11 protein-coding genes and 1 pseudogene are annotated in these 15,193 nt (G+C 39.8%); 5 read left to right on the forward strand and 7 right to left on the reverse strand.

Annotated elements, in window-relative coordinates; translation table 11 throughout:
- Positions 1 to 1,067 precede the first annotated feature (1,067 nt).
- The 4 genes from LZG71_RS30005 (at position 1,068) to LZG71_RS30020 (ending at position 8,876) form a co-directional block, all read left to right on the forward strand.
- Positions 1,068 to 3,662, forward strand: a complete 2,595-nt coding sequence (locus tag LZG71_RS30005; protein WP_233826927.1) for a type I restriction-modification system subunit M — start codon at positions 1,068 to 1,070, stop codon at positions 3,660 to 3,662.
- Positions 3,652 to 4,896 carry a restriction endonuclease subunit S gene (locus tag LZG71_RS30010; RefSeq protein WP_233826929.1) on the forward strand — a complete coding sequence of 415 codons (1,245 nt, stop codon included), beginning with the start codon at positions 3,652 to 3,654 and terminating at the stop codon, positions 4,894 to 4,896. Before LZG71_RS30005 ends, LZG71_RS30010 begins: the two co-directional genes overlap by 11 nt.
- Positions 4,897 to 4,909: 13 nt before the next feature.
- Positions 4,910 to 8,053: a type I restriction endonuclease subunit R gene (locus LZG71_RS30015; protein ID WP_233826931.1), complete on the forward strand. Its 3,144-nt coding sequence runs from the start codon at positions 4,910 to 4,912 to the stop codon at positions 8,051 to 8,053.
- Positions 8,054 to 8,201: 148 nt separating this feature from the next.
- A complete protein-coding gene (locus LZG71_RS30020) occupies positions 8,202 to 8,876 on the forward strand; it encodes a hypothetical protein (RefSeq protein ID WP_233826933.1) in 675 nt (224 codons plus the stop codon).
- Positions 8,877 to 9,133: 257 nt separating this feature from the next.
- Here the strand turns inward: LZG71_RS30020 and LZG71_RS30025 are convergent, their stop codons facing one another.
- From LZG71_RS30025 to LZG71_RS30050, 6 genes are all read right to left on the reverse strand, one after another.
- On the reverse strand, positions 9,134 to 9,304 hold the full coding sequence (locus LZG71_RS30025; RefSeq protein ID WP_233826935.1) for a hypothetical protein: 171 nt from the start codon (positions 9,302 to 9,304) through the stop codon (positions 9,134 to 9,136).
- 11 nt (positions 9,305 to 9,315) lie between these two features.
- Positions 9,316 to 9,837: a hypothetical protein gene (locus LZG71_RS30030; protein ID WP_233826937.1), complete on the reverse strand. Its 522-nt coding sequence runs from the start codon at positions 9,835 to 9,837 to the stop codon at positions 9,316 to 9,318.
- 34 nt (positions 9,838 to 9,871) lie between these two features.
- The gene (locus LZG71_RS30035) at positions 9,872 to 11,707 is read right to left on the reverse strand and encodes an ATP-binding protein (RefSeq protein ID WP_233826939.1); all 1,836 of its coding nucleotides are present in this window, start codon (positions 11,705 to 11,707) and stop codon (positions 9,872 to 9,874) included.
- 1 nt (position 11,708) lies between these two features.
- A complete protein-coding gene (locus tag LZG71_RS30040; protein ID WP_233826941.1) occupies positions 11,709 to 12,875 on the reverse strand; it encodes an SIR2 family protein in 1,167 nt (388 codons plus the stop codon).
- 140 nt (positions 12,876 to 13,015) lie between these two features.
- Positions 13,016 to 13,324 carry a hypothetical protein gene (locus tag LZG71_RS30045; protein WP_233826943.1) on the reverse strand — a complete coding sequence of 103 codons (309 nt, stop codon included), beginning with the start codon at positions 13,322 to 13,324 and terminating at the stop codon, positions 13,016 to 13,018.
- Positions 13,325 to 13,329: 5 nt separating this feature from the next.
- On the reverse strand, positions 13,330 to 13,734 hold the full coding sequence (locus tag LZG71_RS30050) for a hypothetical protein (protein ID WP_233826945.1): 405 nt from the start codon (positions 13,732 to 13,734) through the stop codon (positions 13,330 to 13,332).
- Between the two features lie 280 nt (positions 13,735 to 14,014).
- Here LZG71_RS30050 and LZG71_RS30055 point away from each other — a divergent pair, with 280 nt between their 5' ends.
- A complete protein-coding gene (locus LZG71_RS30055; RefSeq protein ID WP_233826947.1) occupies positions 14,015 to 14,521 on the forward strand; it encodes a hypothetical protein in 507 nt (168 codons plus the stop codon).
- 51 nt (positions 14,522 to 14,572) lie between these two features.
- Here LZG71_RS30055 and LZG71_RS30060 read toward each other — a convergent pair.
- Positions 14,573 to 15,193 (reverse strand): annotated as a pseudogene (locus tag LZG71_RS30060) (transposase); the annotation flags it as partial.

Raw genomic sequence — 15,193 nt, forward strand, 5'->3', positions numbered from 1 at the left:
AATCCAGTAGCTTTTGAAGCCTTGTATTACCAAAAAGCAGGATGAGATTTAAATTGTAATTATTTAACTAACCCGCAAAAAGTGTAAACCGAAAGTGAACCACGTCAAACAGCTTTGGATTTTGGAAACCGTCTTACTTAATTCCAATTTATCTCCGAACGTTTTTTCAAGCGTGCCAGTATCCTACGTTGCTCACAATACTTCCAATATACCATCAGTAATTGTCTGTATGCAGGCTACATTCCTTCAGCATATCTACCAATTTAAGGAATAGAGGGGAAGTACAGAACAAGCTGTCCGTATCAATGCAATAGCTGATCATACGTGAGGGCTGGATGGAAGCAAACGATGAAGTGATTGATGCGTGACGTGCATTTATTTTGACATATCATTTTGCGAAGTCTAAATTTTAAGTTTTCCTACCTCAATGAGGTTCAGCTTCTTTCAGTCGAGACTCCTCCTCCATGTGTTAGCATTAACCGGGGTGACTAGGGGTATTTGACCAGCTGATAAGTTTGTCGACTCGTTATGGGCATGCAAAATGGAGATACCTTGGGAACTTTATGCTACGGAAAATTGAATTATTTTAAACACTAAAATATCATTATTTCTAATTGAAAGCTTAGAACTGTCCGAGATCAAAGGGTACTTTAATTTTGTGATTGGACTGAGTAATCAGTCTGTAGATCATGTATCATGTGATGCAGCGTTGGATGTTCTACACAATATTTTGTGACAGTAAAATCAACTTTCCTTTTTTGTATTACCTTATTTTTGATATTTGCTAGTCAGTAATTCCATTCACTTTGGTGTCGTTCGCTCGTTGATAGAGGCTACGGATGAATGAGATAGTTGTTTACTGTTCTTGTAATGAGTGACTTATTTGCTTGGCGGATCTGCTTCTGTGGCGATTCAACATGCCTGTGGTCCGGTTATCTAAACGATTCCATAAGACTTGGGAGGGATCTGAACACTGGTTGTACCTGGAACATTAGATATTTATATTGGTACTATAGCTTATGACGGAAAATAACAAAATTAGAGATTAAAGAATTTAGCCTATTAAAATGAATAAACAACAATTAGCAGCTAAAATCTGGGAGTCGGCCAATCAGATGCGTTCCAAGATTGAAGCCAATGAATACAAAGATTACATACTCGGTTTTATTTTCTATAAGTACCTGTCGGAATCACAAATCAAGTTTGCCAAAAAAGAAGGATTTACGGACGAGGATATTGCGAACCTTTCTGAAGAAGATGCTGAGACCGTAGATTATATCAAAAAAAACGTCGGTTATTTTATTGCCCATAAAGATTTATTTTCAACCTGGATTGTTAAAGGAAGCGATTTTGAAGTATCGAATGTTCGGGATGCTTTGTCGGCATTTAGCCGTTTGATTAATAAAACTCATGAAAAACTATTTAAAGGTGTATTTGATACGTTGCAAACCGGACTGAGTAAGCTGGGGGATACGGCTGCTCTGCAAACCAAAGCCATCAGTGAGCTGATTCAACTCATTAAGGACATCCCCATGGATGGCAAGCAGGATTATGATGTGCTTGGTTTTATTTACGAGTACCTCATCAGTATGTTTGCTGCCAATGCCGGCAAAAAAGCAGGAGAATTTTATACTCCGCATGAAGTGTCTGTACTGATGTCTGAGATTATGGCGCATCACCTCAAAGACCGTAAAGAGATACAAATTTATGATCCCACAAGTGGCTCGGGATCTCTGCTCATTAATATTGGTAAGAGTATTGCCAAGCACATTAAGGGAGAAAACAACATTAAATACTACGCTCAGGAGCTCAAACAAAATACCTACAACCTTACCCGGATGAATTTGGTGATGCGGGGTATTTTGGCAAACAATATTGTAACCCGTAATGGCGATACCCTGGAAAAAGATTGGCCGTATTTTGATGAGAACGATCCGGTTAATTCCTATGATGCGTTGTATGTAGATGCCGTAGTTTCAAATCCGCCGTATTCTCAAACGTGGGACCCTGCTGATAAGGAAACTGATCCGCGTTACGCCCGTTTTGGTTTAGCTCCCAAATCCAAGGCAGATTTTGCTTTCCTGTTGCATGATTTGTACCACTTAAAGCCCGATGGCATTATGACCATCGTCTTGCCACATGGTGTATTGTTTCGCGGTGGTGAGGAGGGAGCTATTCGCAGAAACTTAATTGAGCAAAACAATATTGATGCGATCATCGGTTTGCCAGCTAACGTCTTTTTCGGTACTGGCATCCCGACGGTTGTGATGGTGCTGAAACAAAAACGTCCAGAAACAGATGTATTAATTATTGATGCATCGAAAGGTTTCATTAAAGACGGAAAAAACAACAAACTCCGTGCTTCTGATATCAAGCGGGCAGCTGATGCGATCATTGAGCGCAAGGCAATTCCCAAATATGCCGCATTGGTAAGCCGTGATACCTTACGGGCCAATGAATACAATCTTAATATTCCACGTTATGTTGACTCGGGCGAGGCTGCCGAAAGCTGGGATATTTATGCCACCATGTTTGGTGGTATTCCCATCCGGGAGATTGAGGAGCTGCAAACCTATTGGGAAGCCTTTCCGGGATTGAAAGATCAGTTGTTTACCAATACCTCGACAGAAATGGCGGTTTTAAAAACCGAGGATGTAAAGACTAGTATCCAGCAACATTTCGATACGCAGGCTTTTGTACAAATCTTTGCCGATGCTTTTGCCGATTTTGACGACAAACTCCGGGAGCGATTGATTGGGGAAATGCTCACGTTGAATATTTCCAGTGAAAAATCGGATTTGAGTGCAGATATTTTCAAACGTATGGCTGGTGTCCCTTTGATCGACAGATATGAAGCTTACCAATTGCTCGATAACGAATGGCAGGGCATTTCTGGTGATCTGGAAATTCTTCAGACCGAAGGTTTCAATGCCATTAAACAGGTCGATGCCAATTTAGTTACCAAAAAAGTAAAAGGCAAAGATACGGAAGTGCAGGATGGTTGGAAAGGGCATATCTTACCTTTTGAACTCGTGCAGGCGGTACATTTGGCAGATCAATTGCAAAGCCTTTCGGATAAAGAAAACCGTTTGGCGGAAATTACCGCCGAATATGACGAACTATTGGAAGCTTTGTCCGAAGAAGTCAAAGACAGCGACATTACCAACGAAGCCAAAGATGCTTTTGTGAATGCAGAAGTGATAAAAGTCGTAAAAGAAATTGCTGCCGACATTAAAAAAGGTGCAAAATATGGTGAAGACGATGACGAAATGAAAATCCTGAAAGTAAATGCACTCATCACTGAGGAAAAAAGCCTTCGAAAAGACATCAAGGAGGAGGCCGAAGCCTTGCATTTGCTTACGAAGAAAACCATTGAAGCTCTAACAGATGCCGAAGCAAAAGCATTGCTGGGGCGTAAATGGATTGCACCGTTGGTGGATGCGTTGCACAGCCTGCCTACTAAAAATATTGCTTCGCTGACGCAGAAAGTAAGTTATTTGGCAGGCAAATACACTACTACTTTGCAGGATGTGAGCCTGCAATTGGAGGATACCGAACAAGCCTTGGCCGAAATGATGGGCGAACTGACCGGCGGCGAACATGATATGCAGGGACTGAACGAGTGGCAAAAACTTTTAAAAGGTGAAGAAAATGGCAAATAATAAAAAAGTACCTGCCATTCGGTTTAAAGGTTTTGATGAAGAATGGGAGGAGAGAAAGTTGGGAGAGATTGGGGAGTTAAAAAATGGAATGAACTTTGGAAAAGAAGCTATGGGGCATGGCTTTCCATTTGTAAATTTAGAAAATGTCTTTGGTAAAAATATAGTTGATATTTCAGATTTAGGTTTTGCGGAAAGTTCGGATAGTCAAAGAAAAGATTATAATCTTGTTAAAGGAGATGTGTTATTTATTCGTTCGTCCGTTAAACCAGAAGGTGTTGGTGAGGCTGCTGTTGTGACAAAGGACTTAGATAATACAACATACTCAGGCTTTATAATTCGCTTCAGACCTACCATTAATTTGAGCGTTAACTTTAACCGTTTTGTTTTTACCACAAACAGTTTAAGAAAACAAATATTGTCTAGTGCTACAAGCTCAGCAAATACAAATATCAATCAAAACTCTTTGCAAAAAATAGGAGTTTCATTACCATTATTTCAAGAACAAATCCAAATCGGGAATTATTTCAAAGACTTGGATGGTTTAATCCGACTGCAAGAGCAAAAGCTGGAAAAGGTAAGTAACCTGAAAAAGGCAATGCTTGAAAAAATGTTCCCCAAAGAAAATGCTGATGTTCCTGAAATTCGTTTCAAAGGTTTTGCCGAGAAATGGGAAAAGAAAAAGTTGGGGGAGTTGGGGCAAGTAGGTGATATTGATCATCGTATGCCAAATTCTACTTTAGAAGGAATTCCCTATTTGATGACAGGAGATTTTATTGGAATTAATGGTCTTAATTTCAGTAATGTTAAACTTATATCACATCAGGATTATGAACAAATATCAAGAAAAATCAAGCCTGAATTTGGTGATATATTAATTGCCAGATATGCTTCCGTTGGTGCAGTAAGATATGTTAACGTTTCCTCAAAATTTCTAATATCATACTCTTGCGCCATTTTAAAGCAGAGTAAGTTGGTAAATGGGAAATGTCTATTCTTTTATTTGCAGGGACATGAAGCTCAACGACAGATAGAGCAAGAAACGAATACTGGATCTCAGCGAAATATTGGGATTGATAGCCTGAAAAAGCTTGTTATCTCTCTTCCGACAATTCCAGAACAACAAAAAATAGGCCAATATTTCCAAAACTTAGACCAGTTGATAACCCGGTCCCAACAAAAAATAGAGCAGTTAAAACACTTGAAGCAGGCATTGCTCCAAAAAATGTTTATCTAACAAAATCTTCTTTATGCAGGCCTATACCAGTGAAGCACTTTTTGAAAACGCACTTATTCAGCTTCTTTCTACCAAAGGGTGGGAAGCCGAGGTGCTCAAAAATCCTACGGAAGAAGATTTACTCCAAAACTTGGCAAACATCCTTTTTGAAAATAACCGGGATATAGACCGTCTCAATGATACGCCGCTTACAAGCAGCGAAATGCAACAGATCCTGGAGCAGATCAATGTGCTGCGAACGCCGCTCAGGCTCAACGGTTTTATCAACGGCAAAAGTGTAGCCATCACCCGCGACAATCCTGCCGACTCACTGCATTTCGGAAAGGAAGTTAGCCTTAAAATATACGACCGTCTGGAGATTGCCGCCGGGCAAAGCCGTTACCAGATCGTGCAGCAACCTCGCTACAAAAGCAAGTCAAAAATACTAAATGACCGCCGTGGCGATGTGGTGCTGCTCATCAATGGTATGCCGGTCATTCATCTGGAACTCAAACGCTCGGGTGTACACATCAGTCAGGCGAGTACGCAGATAGAAAAGTATTCCTACGAAGGGATTTTCACGGGCATTTTTTCGCTGATACAAATCTTTGTTGCGATGACACCCGAAGAAACTGTGTACTTTACCAATCCCGGTCCGGATGGGAAGTTCAACAAAGATTATTTTTTCCATTGGGCTGATTTCAATAATGAACCCATCAACGATTGGCGGCAGATTGCCAGCTCACTGATTTCGATACCGATGGCACACCAGCTCATTGGTTTTTATACCGTAGCCGACAACTCAGACGGCGTGTTGAAAGTGATGCGGAGTTATCAGTTTTATGCCGCTAATGCCATATCCGACAGTGTAGCCAAAACGACCTGGAAAAATCCGGATGTGCGGGGTGGTTACGTTTGGCATACCACAGGTTCAGGCAAAACGATGACCAGTTTCAAATCCGCTCAGCTTATTGCGAACTCCAAAGATGCCGACAAGGTGATATTCCTGATGGACAGGATAGAGCTGGGAACACAGTCGCTCAGAGAGTACAGGAACTTTGCCGATGACAATCAGTCTGTACAAGCCACTGAGGATACCCACGTACTAGTAACTAAAATCAAAAGTAGTGATCCTGCGGATACACTTATTGTGACTTCTATTCAGAAAATGAGCAACATAGGTATCGAAGAAGAAGGGTTGAATGCCAAAGATTTGGAACAGATGCGTAGCAAAAGAATGGTAATAATCATTGACGAAGCGCATCGTACTGTTTTTGGAGAAAATATGCTGCCAGCCATTCGTGCTGCTTTTCCGCGTGCTGTATTTTTCGGATTTACGGGAACACCTATTCAGGAAGAAAACCAGCGCAAAGAAGCTACGACATCAACCATTTTTGGAAACGAGCTGCACCGTTACAGTTTGGCAGACGGGATCAGGGACAAAAATGTACTGGGTTTTGACCCTTACAAAATATTGACCTATAAAGACCGTGATATCAGAAAAGCCGTTGCCTTACAAGAAGCCAAGGCAACAAGTGAATCGGATGCCATCAGCGACCCTGATAAAAGTAGAATCTACTACCGTTTCATGGATTCGTCGCAAGTGCACATGGCAGGCAGGTTCAATAATGCAGGACAATACATTAAAGGAATAGAGGATTATCTGAATAGAGCGCAATACGATCGCATCGAACACCAGGAAGCTGTGGTTACCGATATTCGTGAGAATTGGGTGCGCCTAAGCCATGACGGAAAATTTCACGCAATCTTGGCAACCAGTAGTATTACAGAAGCTATTGAATATTACCGATTACTAAAAGCCAAATTTCCAGCACTTAAAGTCACAGCATTATTCGATCCGAATATTGATAATAATGCCGGTTTTGATTTTAAAGAAGACGGATTAGTAGAATTGATTCAGGATTATAATGAGCGTTATCAGCAGGATTTCACGTTGGCGTCTCATGGCAGATTAAAGAAAGATATAGCAGCACGTTTGGCACATAAAAGACCGTATGAACGTATCGAGAAATCGCCTGAAAAGCAAATTGAGTTACTTATCGTCGTGGATCAAATGCTCACCGGTTTCGACTCAAAATGGGTAAATACCCTATATCTGGATAAGGTGCTGAAATATGAAAATATTATACAGGCATTCTCTCGAACTAACAGGCTGTTTGGAAACGAAAAGCCATTTGGCAATATACGGTACTACCGTTTCCCGCACACCATGCACCACAATGTTGACAAAGCTGTGAAATTGTATTCCGGAGATAGACCATACGGTTTATTTGTCGAGAAGCTGGACAGGCAATTGGAAAGCATGAACTTCATGTATCAGCAAATTTCCGTTTTGTTTGCAAACGAAGGGATAGAGAACTTTGAAAAACTGCCTGACAATTTAGTGGTGAGGGGACAGTTTGCCAGGCTTTTTAAAGATTTTAATGGCTATTTGGAAGCAGCAAAAATTCAAGGTTTTTTGTGGAGTAAATCCGAGTATGTATTTAAAGATCGAAAGCCCAAACTGATTGTTATACTGGAACTGGATGAAATCGTATACAATACCTTGCTTGCGCGTTACAAGGAATTGTTTGCAGGCGCTGGCACAGGTGGAGGTTTGCCAGGCGTTCCGTTTGAGATCGATTCTTATATCGTAGAAATAGACACCGGAAGAATTGATGCGGAGTATATGAATTCCAGATTTGTAAAATATCTCAAGTCATTGGAACAGACCAATATTTCCGCTGAGCAACGCAAACAAATCTTAGACGAACTGCATAAGTCTTTTGCTACGCTTAGCCAGGAAGAACAGAAATTTGCCAATATATTTTTGAATGATGTGCAAAGTGGTAATGTGAAATTTACTGAAGGTAAAACCCTGCGAGATTACATTACCGAATATCTGTATCAAGCCAAATACGGGCAGATCTTAAAGCTAACTCAGCTTCTGGGCGTGGATAAGGACAAGCTTCAAAGGTTAATGCAAAGCGACGTCACAGAGCAAAACGTTAATGAATATGGTCGTTTTGATAAATTAAAAGATACAGTGGATAGAGAGAAAGCAAAAGCCTATTTTGAAAGATTGGCAGGCAAGGCCTTACCTGATTTCAGGATCAGTATCAGAATAGATCAGCTGCTGAAAGATTTTATTTTGAAAGATGGGTTTGAGGTGGAATAGAAGTTACCTTTTTTGATGATCAACCAAGTGTTCAAGCTGATTCTATGAGTTGACAAGTACTGTTGTTTATAGGAAAAAGTGCGCAACTGCAATGCTTATACAATTGTGTGTGAGTTGATAAATTTTATATCCCGGAATCACACAAAATATGAAAGTAAACGTCAATAAAGTACGAAATTTCCTTAGTGAGAACAAGATTTTTTTTGAGGTAATTGTTGCTTCATTACTATCCTTCATGGCGGTGTATGTTTCGATTCAGGCAAACATAATAGCTCAAAATCAGACAGAAATTATGAAGGAGGAGAATTTACCTCAGTTGGAAATCAGAATGACACAGGAGTATAACGAGGAAATTAAGCTATATGACAATAAAGCTTGGTTATTTTTTAATCGCGGTGGACGACTATCTGATTTTGATACAAAAGAGTATTCATTTCTCAAATTCATCCACCGTCCAGACTATGATACTTTATTAATTCCTCTACATAACTATATTGACATGAGAGGTGTTTTAACAGGGGACAGTGAAGGCTTGGTGTATCAAGTGGAAAACAATCACCAAGGGAAAAAGGAAGTTGAAATAAGAGACAGTCTTTCAAGTTTCGGTTTTTATAATATTGAGGTATACGTCGCTGTGTCATACTCAGATATATTTGACGACAACCATGTAGAGTATTTTCAAATTAGTCCAAGAATAATTAAAATTAAAAAAAACGAATGGAAAAAAATAGAATCGCATTTCCAAAATGCTAAGGACAGGTTTACTTTATCCAATCTAAATGCGAAGACAATAATAAATATGAGAAAAAACTTACGCCAATGAGTGATTGGTTAAATATATGCGGAGCTTCTCGAGATGGAAAATTCCATAATTATAATCTACTTATAGCAAGTTTCATTGTAGGAGGATGTCGAACACTAGTAGGGGATAAATGATACACCCAAATTATATTAGCAAACTACTTCATAGATTTTTAATGAGATGTAGAATGTCGTTGAAAATGGGGTTTTATTCTTGAAATTGGATTAACTTTTTAATGGGAATCCAATTTCAATTTATAGACCAAAAGTTCAAATTAATTAATCATCATCTTCATCTCTTACATTTCGCGGCTTACCTCTACCTTGTTCTGAACTCTGATCGCTCCGTTGTCTTTCTTCTTGAACCTGTCGTTCTCTGCGTTCCTGTTCGTATCTCTGACGTTCTTGCTGCTCTTGAATTTTCCTCCTTAACTCTTCATTATCTGGCATAGTCGTTTTTTTTAAACATTGGAATAAATAAAATATACTAAAGTGACAACTGCTGTCAGAAAGGATAGAAGACTCAATCCATTCAAAGCCATTGTTCCCGAGTTAAATATATCAGAAATTCTTTCAGGTTGCTTGGGATCTTGCTTAATGATTTTACTTTGTCTTTTTTTTATAGCAAGTTTAAGTGCTTTTTTCTCAAAGCGGTTGGAATAAAAGCTTGTTACATGAGAAATTAAATTCAAGATTAGAGATAGACCAAAACATATCCAACACACTTTAAGCCATAGCAAATCGATTTTGTGAAAATCTTTAATGACGTCTTTTATAAATCCTATTGAAAATACTAAACCTCCACTTGAAAGAGAAATTATTAAAGAATCGAATTTTTCGATCGCATAGTTCTCGTCTTTAAGCAAATCGGCTATACAGTCTTTTTTTCTTTGTATATAATCATTGTCTTCCTTTGTTAAGATTTTTACATCATTATCGTCGATAGCTGATTCGCTGTTTTCCTTTTTTGTATCTTCTTCCATTGATTTAGCGGCGCAGAGCCAATTTTATCCAGTATTAGGGACTTGTAGTTACAACGCTATTAGTCCATCTATCGGTTATAGATTTTATTTTTGTCGAGTCATTCGGATCATTTACCCACCCATCAACAAAGCTGATATCATCTGAATCCGGTAATTTATCCTTTGATAATTTATTGATTCGTATTCTACTTGGTAGCGCGCTGGCTTCTCCAATGAACAGAGCTTCTCTGCCTGTCAACGATGATAGCATTTTAGTAAGCCCCGCAAGACTATCTGGTAAAAACTTTGCAACATGCTCTTGATCGCTTGAATTTGTTAATCTCAGTATTAGCCAAGAATTACATTGTGATAAAACTGTCGATTCCACATCTGAAGGTCTTTGAGACACCAGCATAAGTCCTAATCCATACTTTCTACCTTCTTTGGCAATTCTCCTAACGGCCTCTTGGGCCTCCTTATATTGCGCTTCACCATGATTTGGAACATAACGGTGGGCCTCTTCACAAACAAATAAAACTGGATCAATAACACGCTCTGCTTTGTTTTGCCAGAGTTTATACTGGAACAACAATCGCGCAATCAGCGCAGTTAGTGGGCCTGCAACCTCATTAGGCAAACCAGATACATCAATAATACGCAAATTTTTACCGTCGGCGTCTACACCAACAAATTGAGCCACCAAATCTTCCAGTTTTGGAGAACTAGAATCGTATTCTCTCATCATAAAAGAAAGTTGTGGATTTGACCTAAGAACTTTTAGTTTACTGAGTATAGATTCAATACTCTTTCTATCACTTGCGGAAGCGTAGTCCCTACACCCGGGTTTTCTACCCTGAACTTTATCAATATGCTTTTCGAATTCTGATAACAAAAACGGAACAGGTTTATCCCTATCAAAATTTAGTATTTGAGTTTGAGTAACATCTGCTGCCAATTCATCGTCTTTTGCCCCACCAGTTGGGTCATCACCCACATTTTCAACAAGATTGCAGTATTGCATTCTGGCATAGGTAATCGCTTTATACACAATATTATTCTGCGTGGTAGCCTCAAATTCAGTTTTTCCTAGTACTAGTGATCTAAATTCATCACTCGACATCATCCAGTATGGAAGATGTAGCTGTGTGGCTGAGCCAGATGCAGCCGAGGCCTCATTGTAAGCTCGATAAACTTTTGCTCTATCGGAAAATGCTTTGGAATATTCGTCATGCGGGTCAATAATTATTATTCTTGGTTTCAGGGATTTTGAGTTAGATTGATGATCTAATACAGAGTGTATTATTGAAGCGACAGTTCCTGATTTACCATAGCCCGTCGAGCCCAATATTGCACAGTGATGACCAAAAAGTTTATCTATGTTTGCACGGCAGATGGCATGATTGCCTCCGATGTAGTGGCCTATGGGGACTAGTGGGTCACTTGTAGTGCCATAAGCGGATTTTTCAGCGGCTCCATATATTTTTTCAACCTCTTCACTGAGACATAAGAATACATCTTGAAGAGGTAAGGGGTAGGTTTCAACACCTCTTGTGAACTGTAGGGACATATCTGTCTTGCTCCAAACGCCTTGACCGAACATATCTGCTTCAAGTATTCGAGAATCATCTCCGGGTAAAATATTGACTTTCCCTTCTTCTGCTAGCACATCGGATTTCATTCGGAGCATTCGAACGTATGCAAACAGTATTTTCCTTCCGAAATGTATTTTGATAATGCTGCCGAGTTGTCCAATTGGATATACTTTGCCGTTAACAGATCGTGTCAACTCAGTTAGTCTAATATCCAATTCAATTTTTAAGGAGTTGCCACTAACTTCGATAATTCTCCCAATTTTTAGATCTGGTATTGCTGAAAATAATTCTATTGCCATATTAGCTCAATAAAAAATCTGTTAAACCGGTAAAAGTCCACCAATATATATCTTTGCCGTCGTCTGGCGGAATTACATTAATGGATTTGTGATATACTCCTTTTTTTCCTATTACTCGTACGCGCTCGCCGAAACTTACGTTTTTCAGCCATCGATCAATCGTTGGATTGACAATTGTGCCATTCGAGGCATCAGGAGCTTCTTCGGAAAATGCGATCACTATTGTCTTGTTTGAAGGAGAAGATAGCATTCCCTCAATTTCAGCATTAATATGTTCATCGCCAAAGCTATATCCACAAGTAACCAGAATGTGGTCATCTTTGGAATTGAGCGCGTTTCGAAGACCACTGAATAGGTAGGAGAAAGGATCTTTTTGTGTTTCGACATACTTTGTAGCTTGCGGATAAATCATAATATTATCTGGGCTTGGAAGATATTTAGTCCCATATCTAGTCCGAATCAGGCGTCCGTCTGCGTTGATGCACCAATCTATTGATCCATGGAGTTTGTAAATATAACATGTTCGTGGATCAGTGTTTTTTTCTTCAAATTCTACATGTGGATTCCAAAAACCTAGAAGACCACCAGAGAATCCATCTTTAACAATGTACTGTTCAAGGCCTAATGCATCTTCTAATAAAGTATCATAGTTGGTTGTAAATAACCGCATTTTACTTCTTGATATCACATTGGACCTGTTCGCAAAAAGGGCTTTCACAAATTTTATGTGATGCTCAACTTCTATAATTGGGTCAGTCACCGTGCCTACTAGTTCATTTGGCTGTTTTTGGTATCCAAATCGAACTGTATTTCCTATGAATGATATGATGGATTTATAACATCCTCGTAATTCGTCTATCGAAAATTCGGAGCCATTTATTATCGCATTTTTATTTTTCGTTCTTTCTGCAAGGGCAATTAGATCTCCTATGTGACTTAAAAAGTGTTCTATATGAGCCTTACTATTGAGGTCTGCTTTAAGGCAAGAGTACAAGGAAATATTTTTCAAGTGACCCGAAGAATTAACAAGACTTTCAACTCGATCGGTCAAAGGGAACATCAGAGGAATTTTTGACAAGTAGCTTATTCCAGCTCCGAATAGCCAATTTTGTTTTCCACAGTCTAAGTGTTTCTTGATTTCTTCAATTTGTAATTCAAAATTGCTCATTGAGGGTTGTTTTGGAGTAAATAAACTAAAATAGGTAGTAGTTGCTGTCGACAGTAGTTTAGGGTTTACTTAATTATTTTGTTTCTCCAATTTAATCATTGAAATCGGAGATTTTAATGATTAAATGCTTATTAACTGGCCTAGACACCATACATTTCCACAATTTTAGCAAGCTCCCTGCGTGTGTAGTTCGGAGATTCTCCGGTAAAGCAAAATGTCGACTCCTGAACTAGAATGGCAACTGCCTGGACGGGCAGTTTGGCAACTGTTTCGGTTTTTACTTTACCGACGGGTTTAATCGCAGAAACGGAATGGCAAAAAGATAGCAGCTCCATGTGCTCATCGGTAGAGAAGTGCTTATCCGTATTAATTCTGTCGATGGCTGGAAGGAGGGTATCAAACGGCCAGGTGTTAAACAATGATGCGTTTTCCGATGACCAGCTTTGCAATGCTTTTAACTCAGCTTAACGGTACTGTCAGCCGATATTCCTGCCACAAATCCGCCGAGCTGCTGCGTAGCGGAGGTGATCACATCGTAATATGAATTGGTGTTGTAGTCCAGATAGCTTCTGCACAGCCAGATCATATCTTCGGCCTCTTCTTTCGTTACGATTCCATCTTCAAGGATCTCGTTGATTTTGGCAACCAGTTTATGGTAGGGCGCTTTCGTCCGTAATGTTCCAAGCGAATTCACCCAGCAATGCAAAAGGCCAATTTCTGTTTCGTTGATGTGTTCATCTGCCTGTATGCCTACAATGAGGCCATAGAGGGTATTCAGGTCCTTGTGAAGCTCGGCAGGACCGCAATAATTACGGAAAGTGCCGCTATCGTAAGCGTCGAAGTAGGTAGTATCAAGCATGAAGGGTACTTTATAGAGTCGGGTATGCCCTAAATATAGTAACCTCTTTGTTACATCGAAATAGTTTGGGGAGAAAAATTTATTTAATGGCAGGAGGAGGGGCTTTTGCGCAGATTATTCATATATGGATTTTGTGGTATTGCCATTAGATTTTGTAGGTGACCAATTTTAAAATTGTACGTCTAAATCACACATATGGTGCCTACCGTAAGGAGGGTTTACTGGAACGGGATTGAGGCTACTTCAATCCCTTTTTTATGTCATCGCAAAAACAGAAAAAATGAAAAACGTATTTTTATTAGCCTTGCTTTTGACTTCCGGTACCAGATTAGTGCCTTTGAAAAATCAGTATGACGAACAGGTGAAAGTTGCTGTAATAAATAAACCGTTACAGGAAATTTGGGACCGTTTCGCATTGCTTGCGCTAGATAATGGGTATCCTGTGAAGTCTATTGATCACAAAACCGGACTTGTCACAGTTGATCAGACTTCTTTTGACGGACATGGAGGATTTGAAAGTAAAGACGGACGAGTTCCCAATCAGCAGGCATATATTGTAGCAGAAAGGTTTTCTGACGAATACCCGGACCACACAGATGAATATACTTTCGTTGCTAACTGGAATCTGCTCATAACTGCGATTGACAGTAACACTACACAGCTTCGTATCAAACTATACGATACAGCAGCCTACTCTGATGACGTATTTTTGAAAGGAAATCGACGGGGAAATTTGAAAGCTGGCTATTGGAGGAACTTGGAAAGACGGGCCAGTAACAGGACATAAACCATTACCTTTTATCGGGTGACCTATGTTGTAATGTATCCGGCCTACCAACTACATATTTTTTAGTTGCTGAACTTTGTTAAAGTTTTGCGGATATAGGTCAGTAATGTTTTTATGATTGATTGTGGAGATGTTTAGCAGAGTGTTTTTTAGCCAATTGTAGGGATTGACATTATGTTTTTTGCAGATCGCAAAGAAAGAGTATATCATGGCAGCTCGCTGTGCTGCTTCGTGTGATCCGGCAAAAAGATAATTTTTCCGACCTAGGGCCAAGCCGCGTATGGAATTTTCAATCTGATTATTTCGATCAGCAGATTTCCATCATGTAAATACGCACTGAGCGCATCCCAGCGATTATAACTGTACTGCATCGCCTTTCCAATCTGGCTTTTTGGGAGCGTACTTTTAATTTGTTCAAAGATCCATTTGCCCAGCTCATTGAGAACCGGAAGGGATTCGGCCAGCCGTAGCTCTTTGATTTCGGCAGTATTCAGCATCTGCTGGCTGGCTTTCCGCTCCACAGCGTACAGCTGCTGGATCATCGATAGCGCTATTTGCGACCTGGTTTTGTCATTATCTAGGGCTCGTTCAAAACGGTCCGCCGTCGCGGTCTCTTCGCGCATGCGCCCAGCAAGCCAGATGGGTAACGTCCTTGCGTTTTCCGTGCTTTTC

It is taken from the genome of Dyadobacter sp. CY312 (genome assembly GCF_021390535.1).
GTDB lineage: Bacteria > Bacteroidota > Bacteroidia > Cytophagales > Spirosomataceae > Dyadobacter.

Coding starts and splice junctions, on each gene's coding strand:
- LZG71_RS30055 (WP_233826947.1), top strand. CDS start 14,015: ATGAAAAACGTATTTTTATTAGCCTTGCTTTTGACTTCCGGTACCAGA.
- LZG71_RS30050 (WP_233826945.1), bottom strand. CDS start 13,734: ATGCTTGATACTACCTACTTCGACGCTTACGATAGCGGCACTTTCCGT.
- LZG71_RS30010 (WP_233826929.1), top strand. CDS start 3,652: ATGGCAAATAATAAAAAAGTACCTGCCATTCGGTTTAAAGGTTTTGAT.
- LZG71_RS30035 (WP_233826939.1), bottom strand. CDS start 11,707: ATGGCAATAGAATTATTTTCAGCAATACCAGATCTAAAAATTGGGAGA.
- LZG71_RS30005 (WP_233826927.1), top strand. CDS start 1,068: ATGAATAAACAACAATTAGCAGCTAAAATCTGGGAGTCGGCCAATCAG.
- LZG71_RS30040 (WP_233826941.1), bottom strand. CDS start 12,875: ATGAGCAATTTTGAATTACAAATTGAAGAAATCAAGAAACACTTAGAC.
- LZG71_RS30030 (WP_233826937.1), bottom strand. CDS start 9,837: ATGGAAGAAGATACAAAAAAGGAAAACAGCGAATCAGCTATCGACGAT.
- LZG71_RS30025 (WP_233826935.1), bottom strand. CDS start 9,304: ATGCCAGATAATGAAGAGTTAAGGAGGAAAATTCAAGAGCAGCAAGAA.
- LZG71_RS30020 (WP_233826933.1), top strand. CDS start 8,202: ATGAAAGTAAACGTCAATAAAGTACGAAATTTCCTTAGTGAGAACAAG.
- LZG71_RS30015 (WP_233826931.1), top strand. CDS start 4,910: ATGCAGGCCTATACCAGTGAAGCACTTTTTGAAAACGCACTTATTCAG.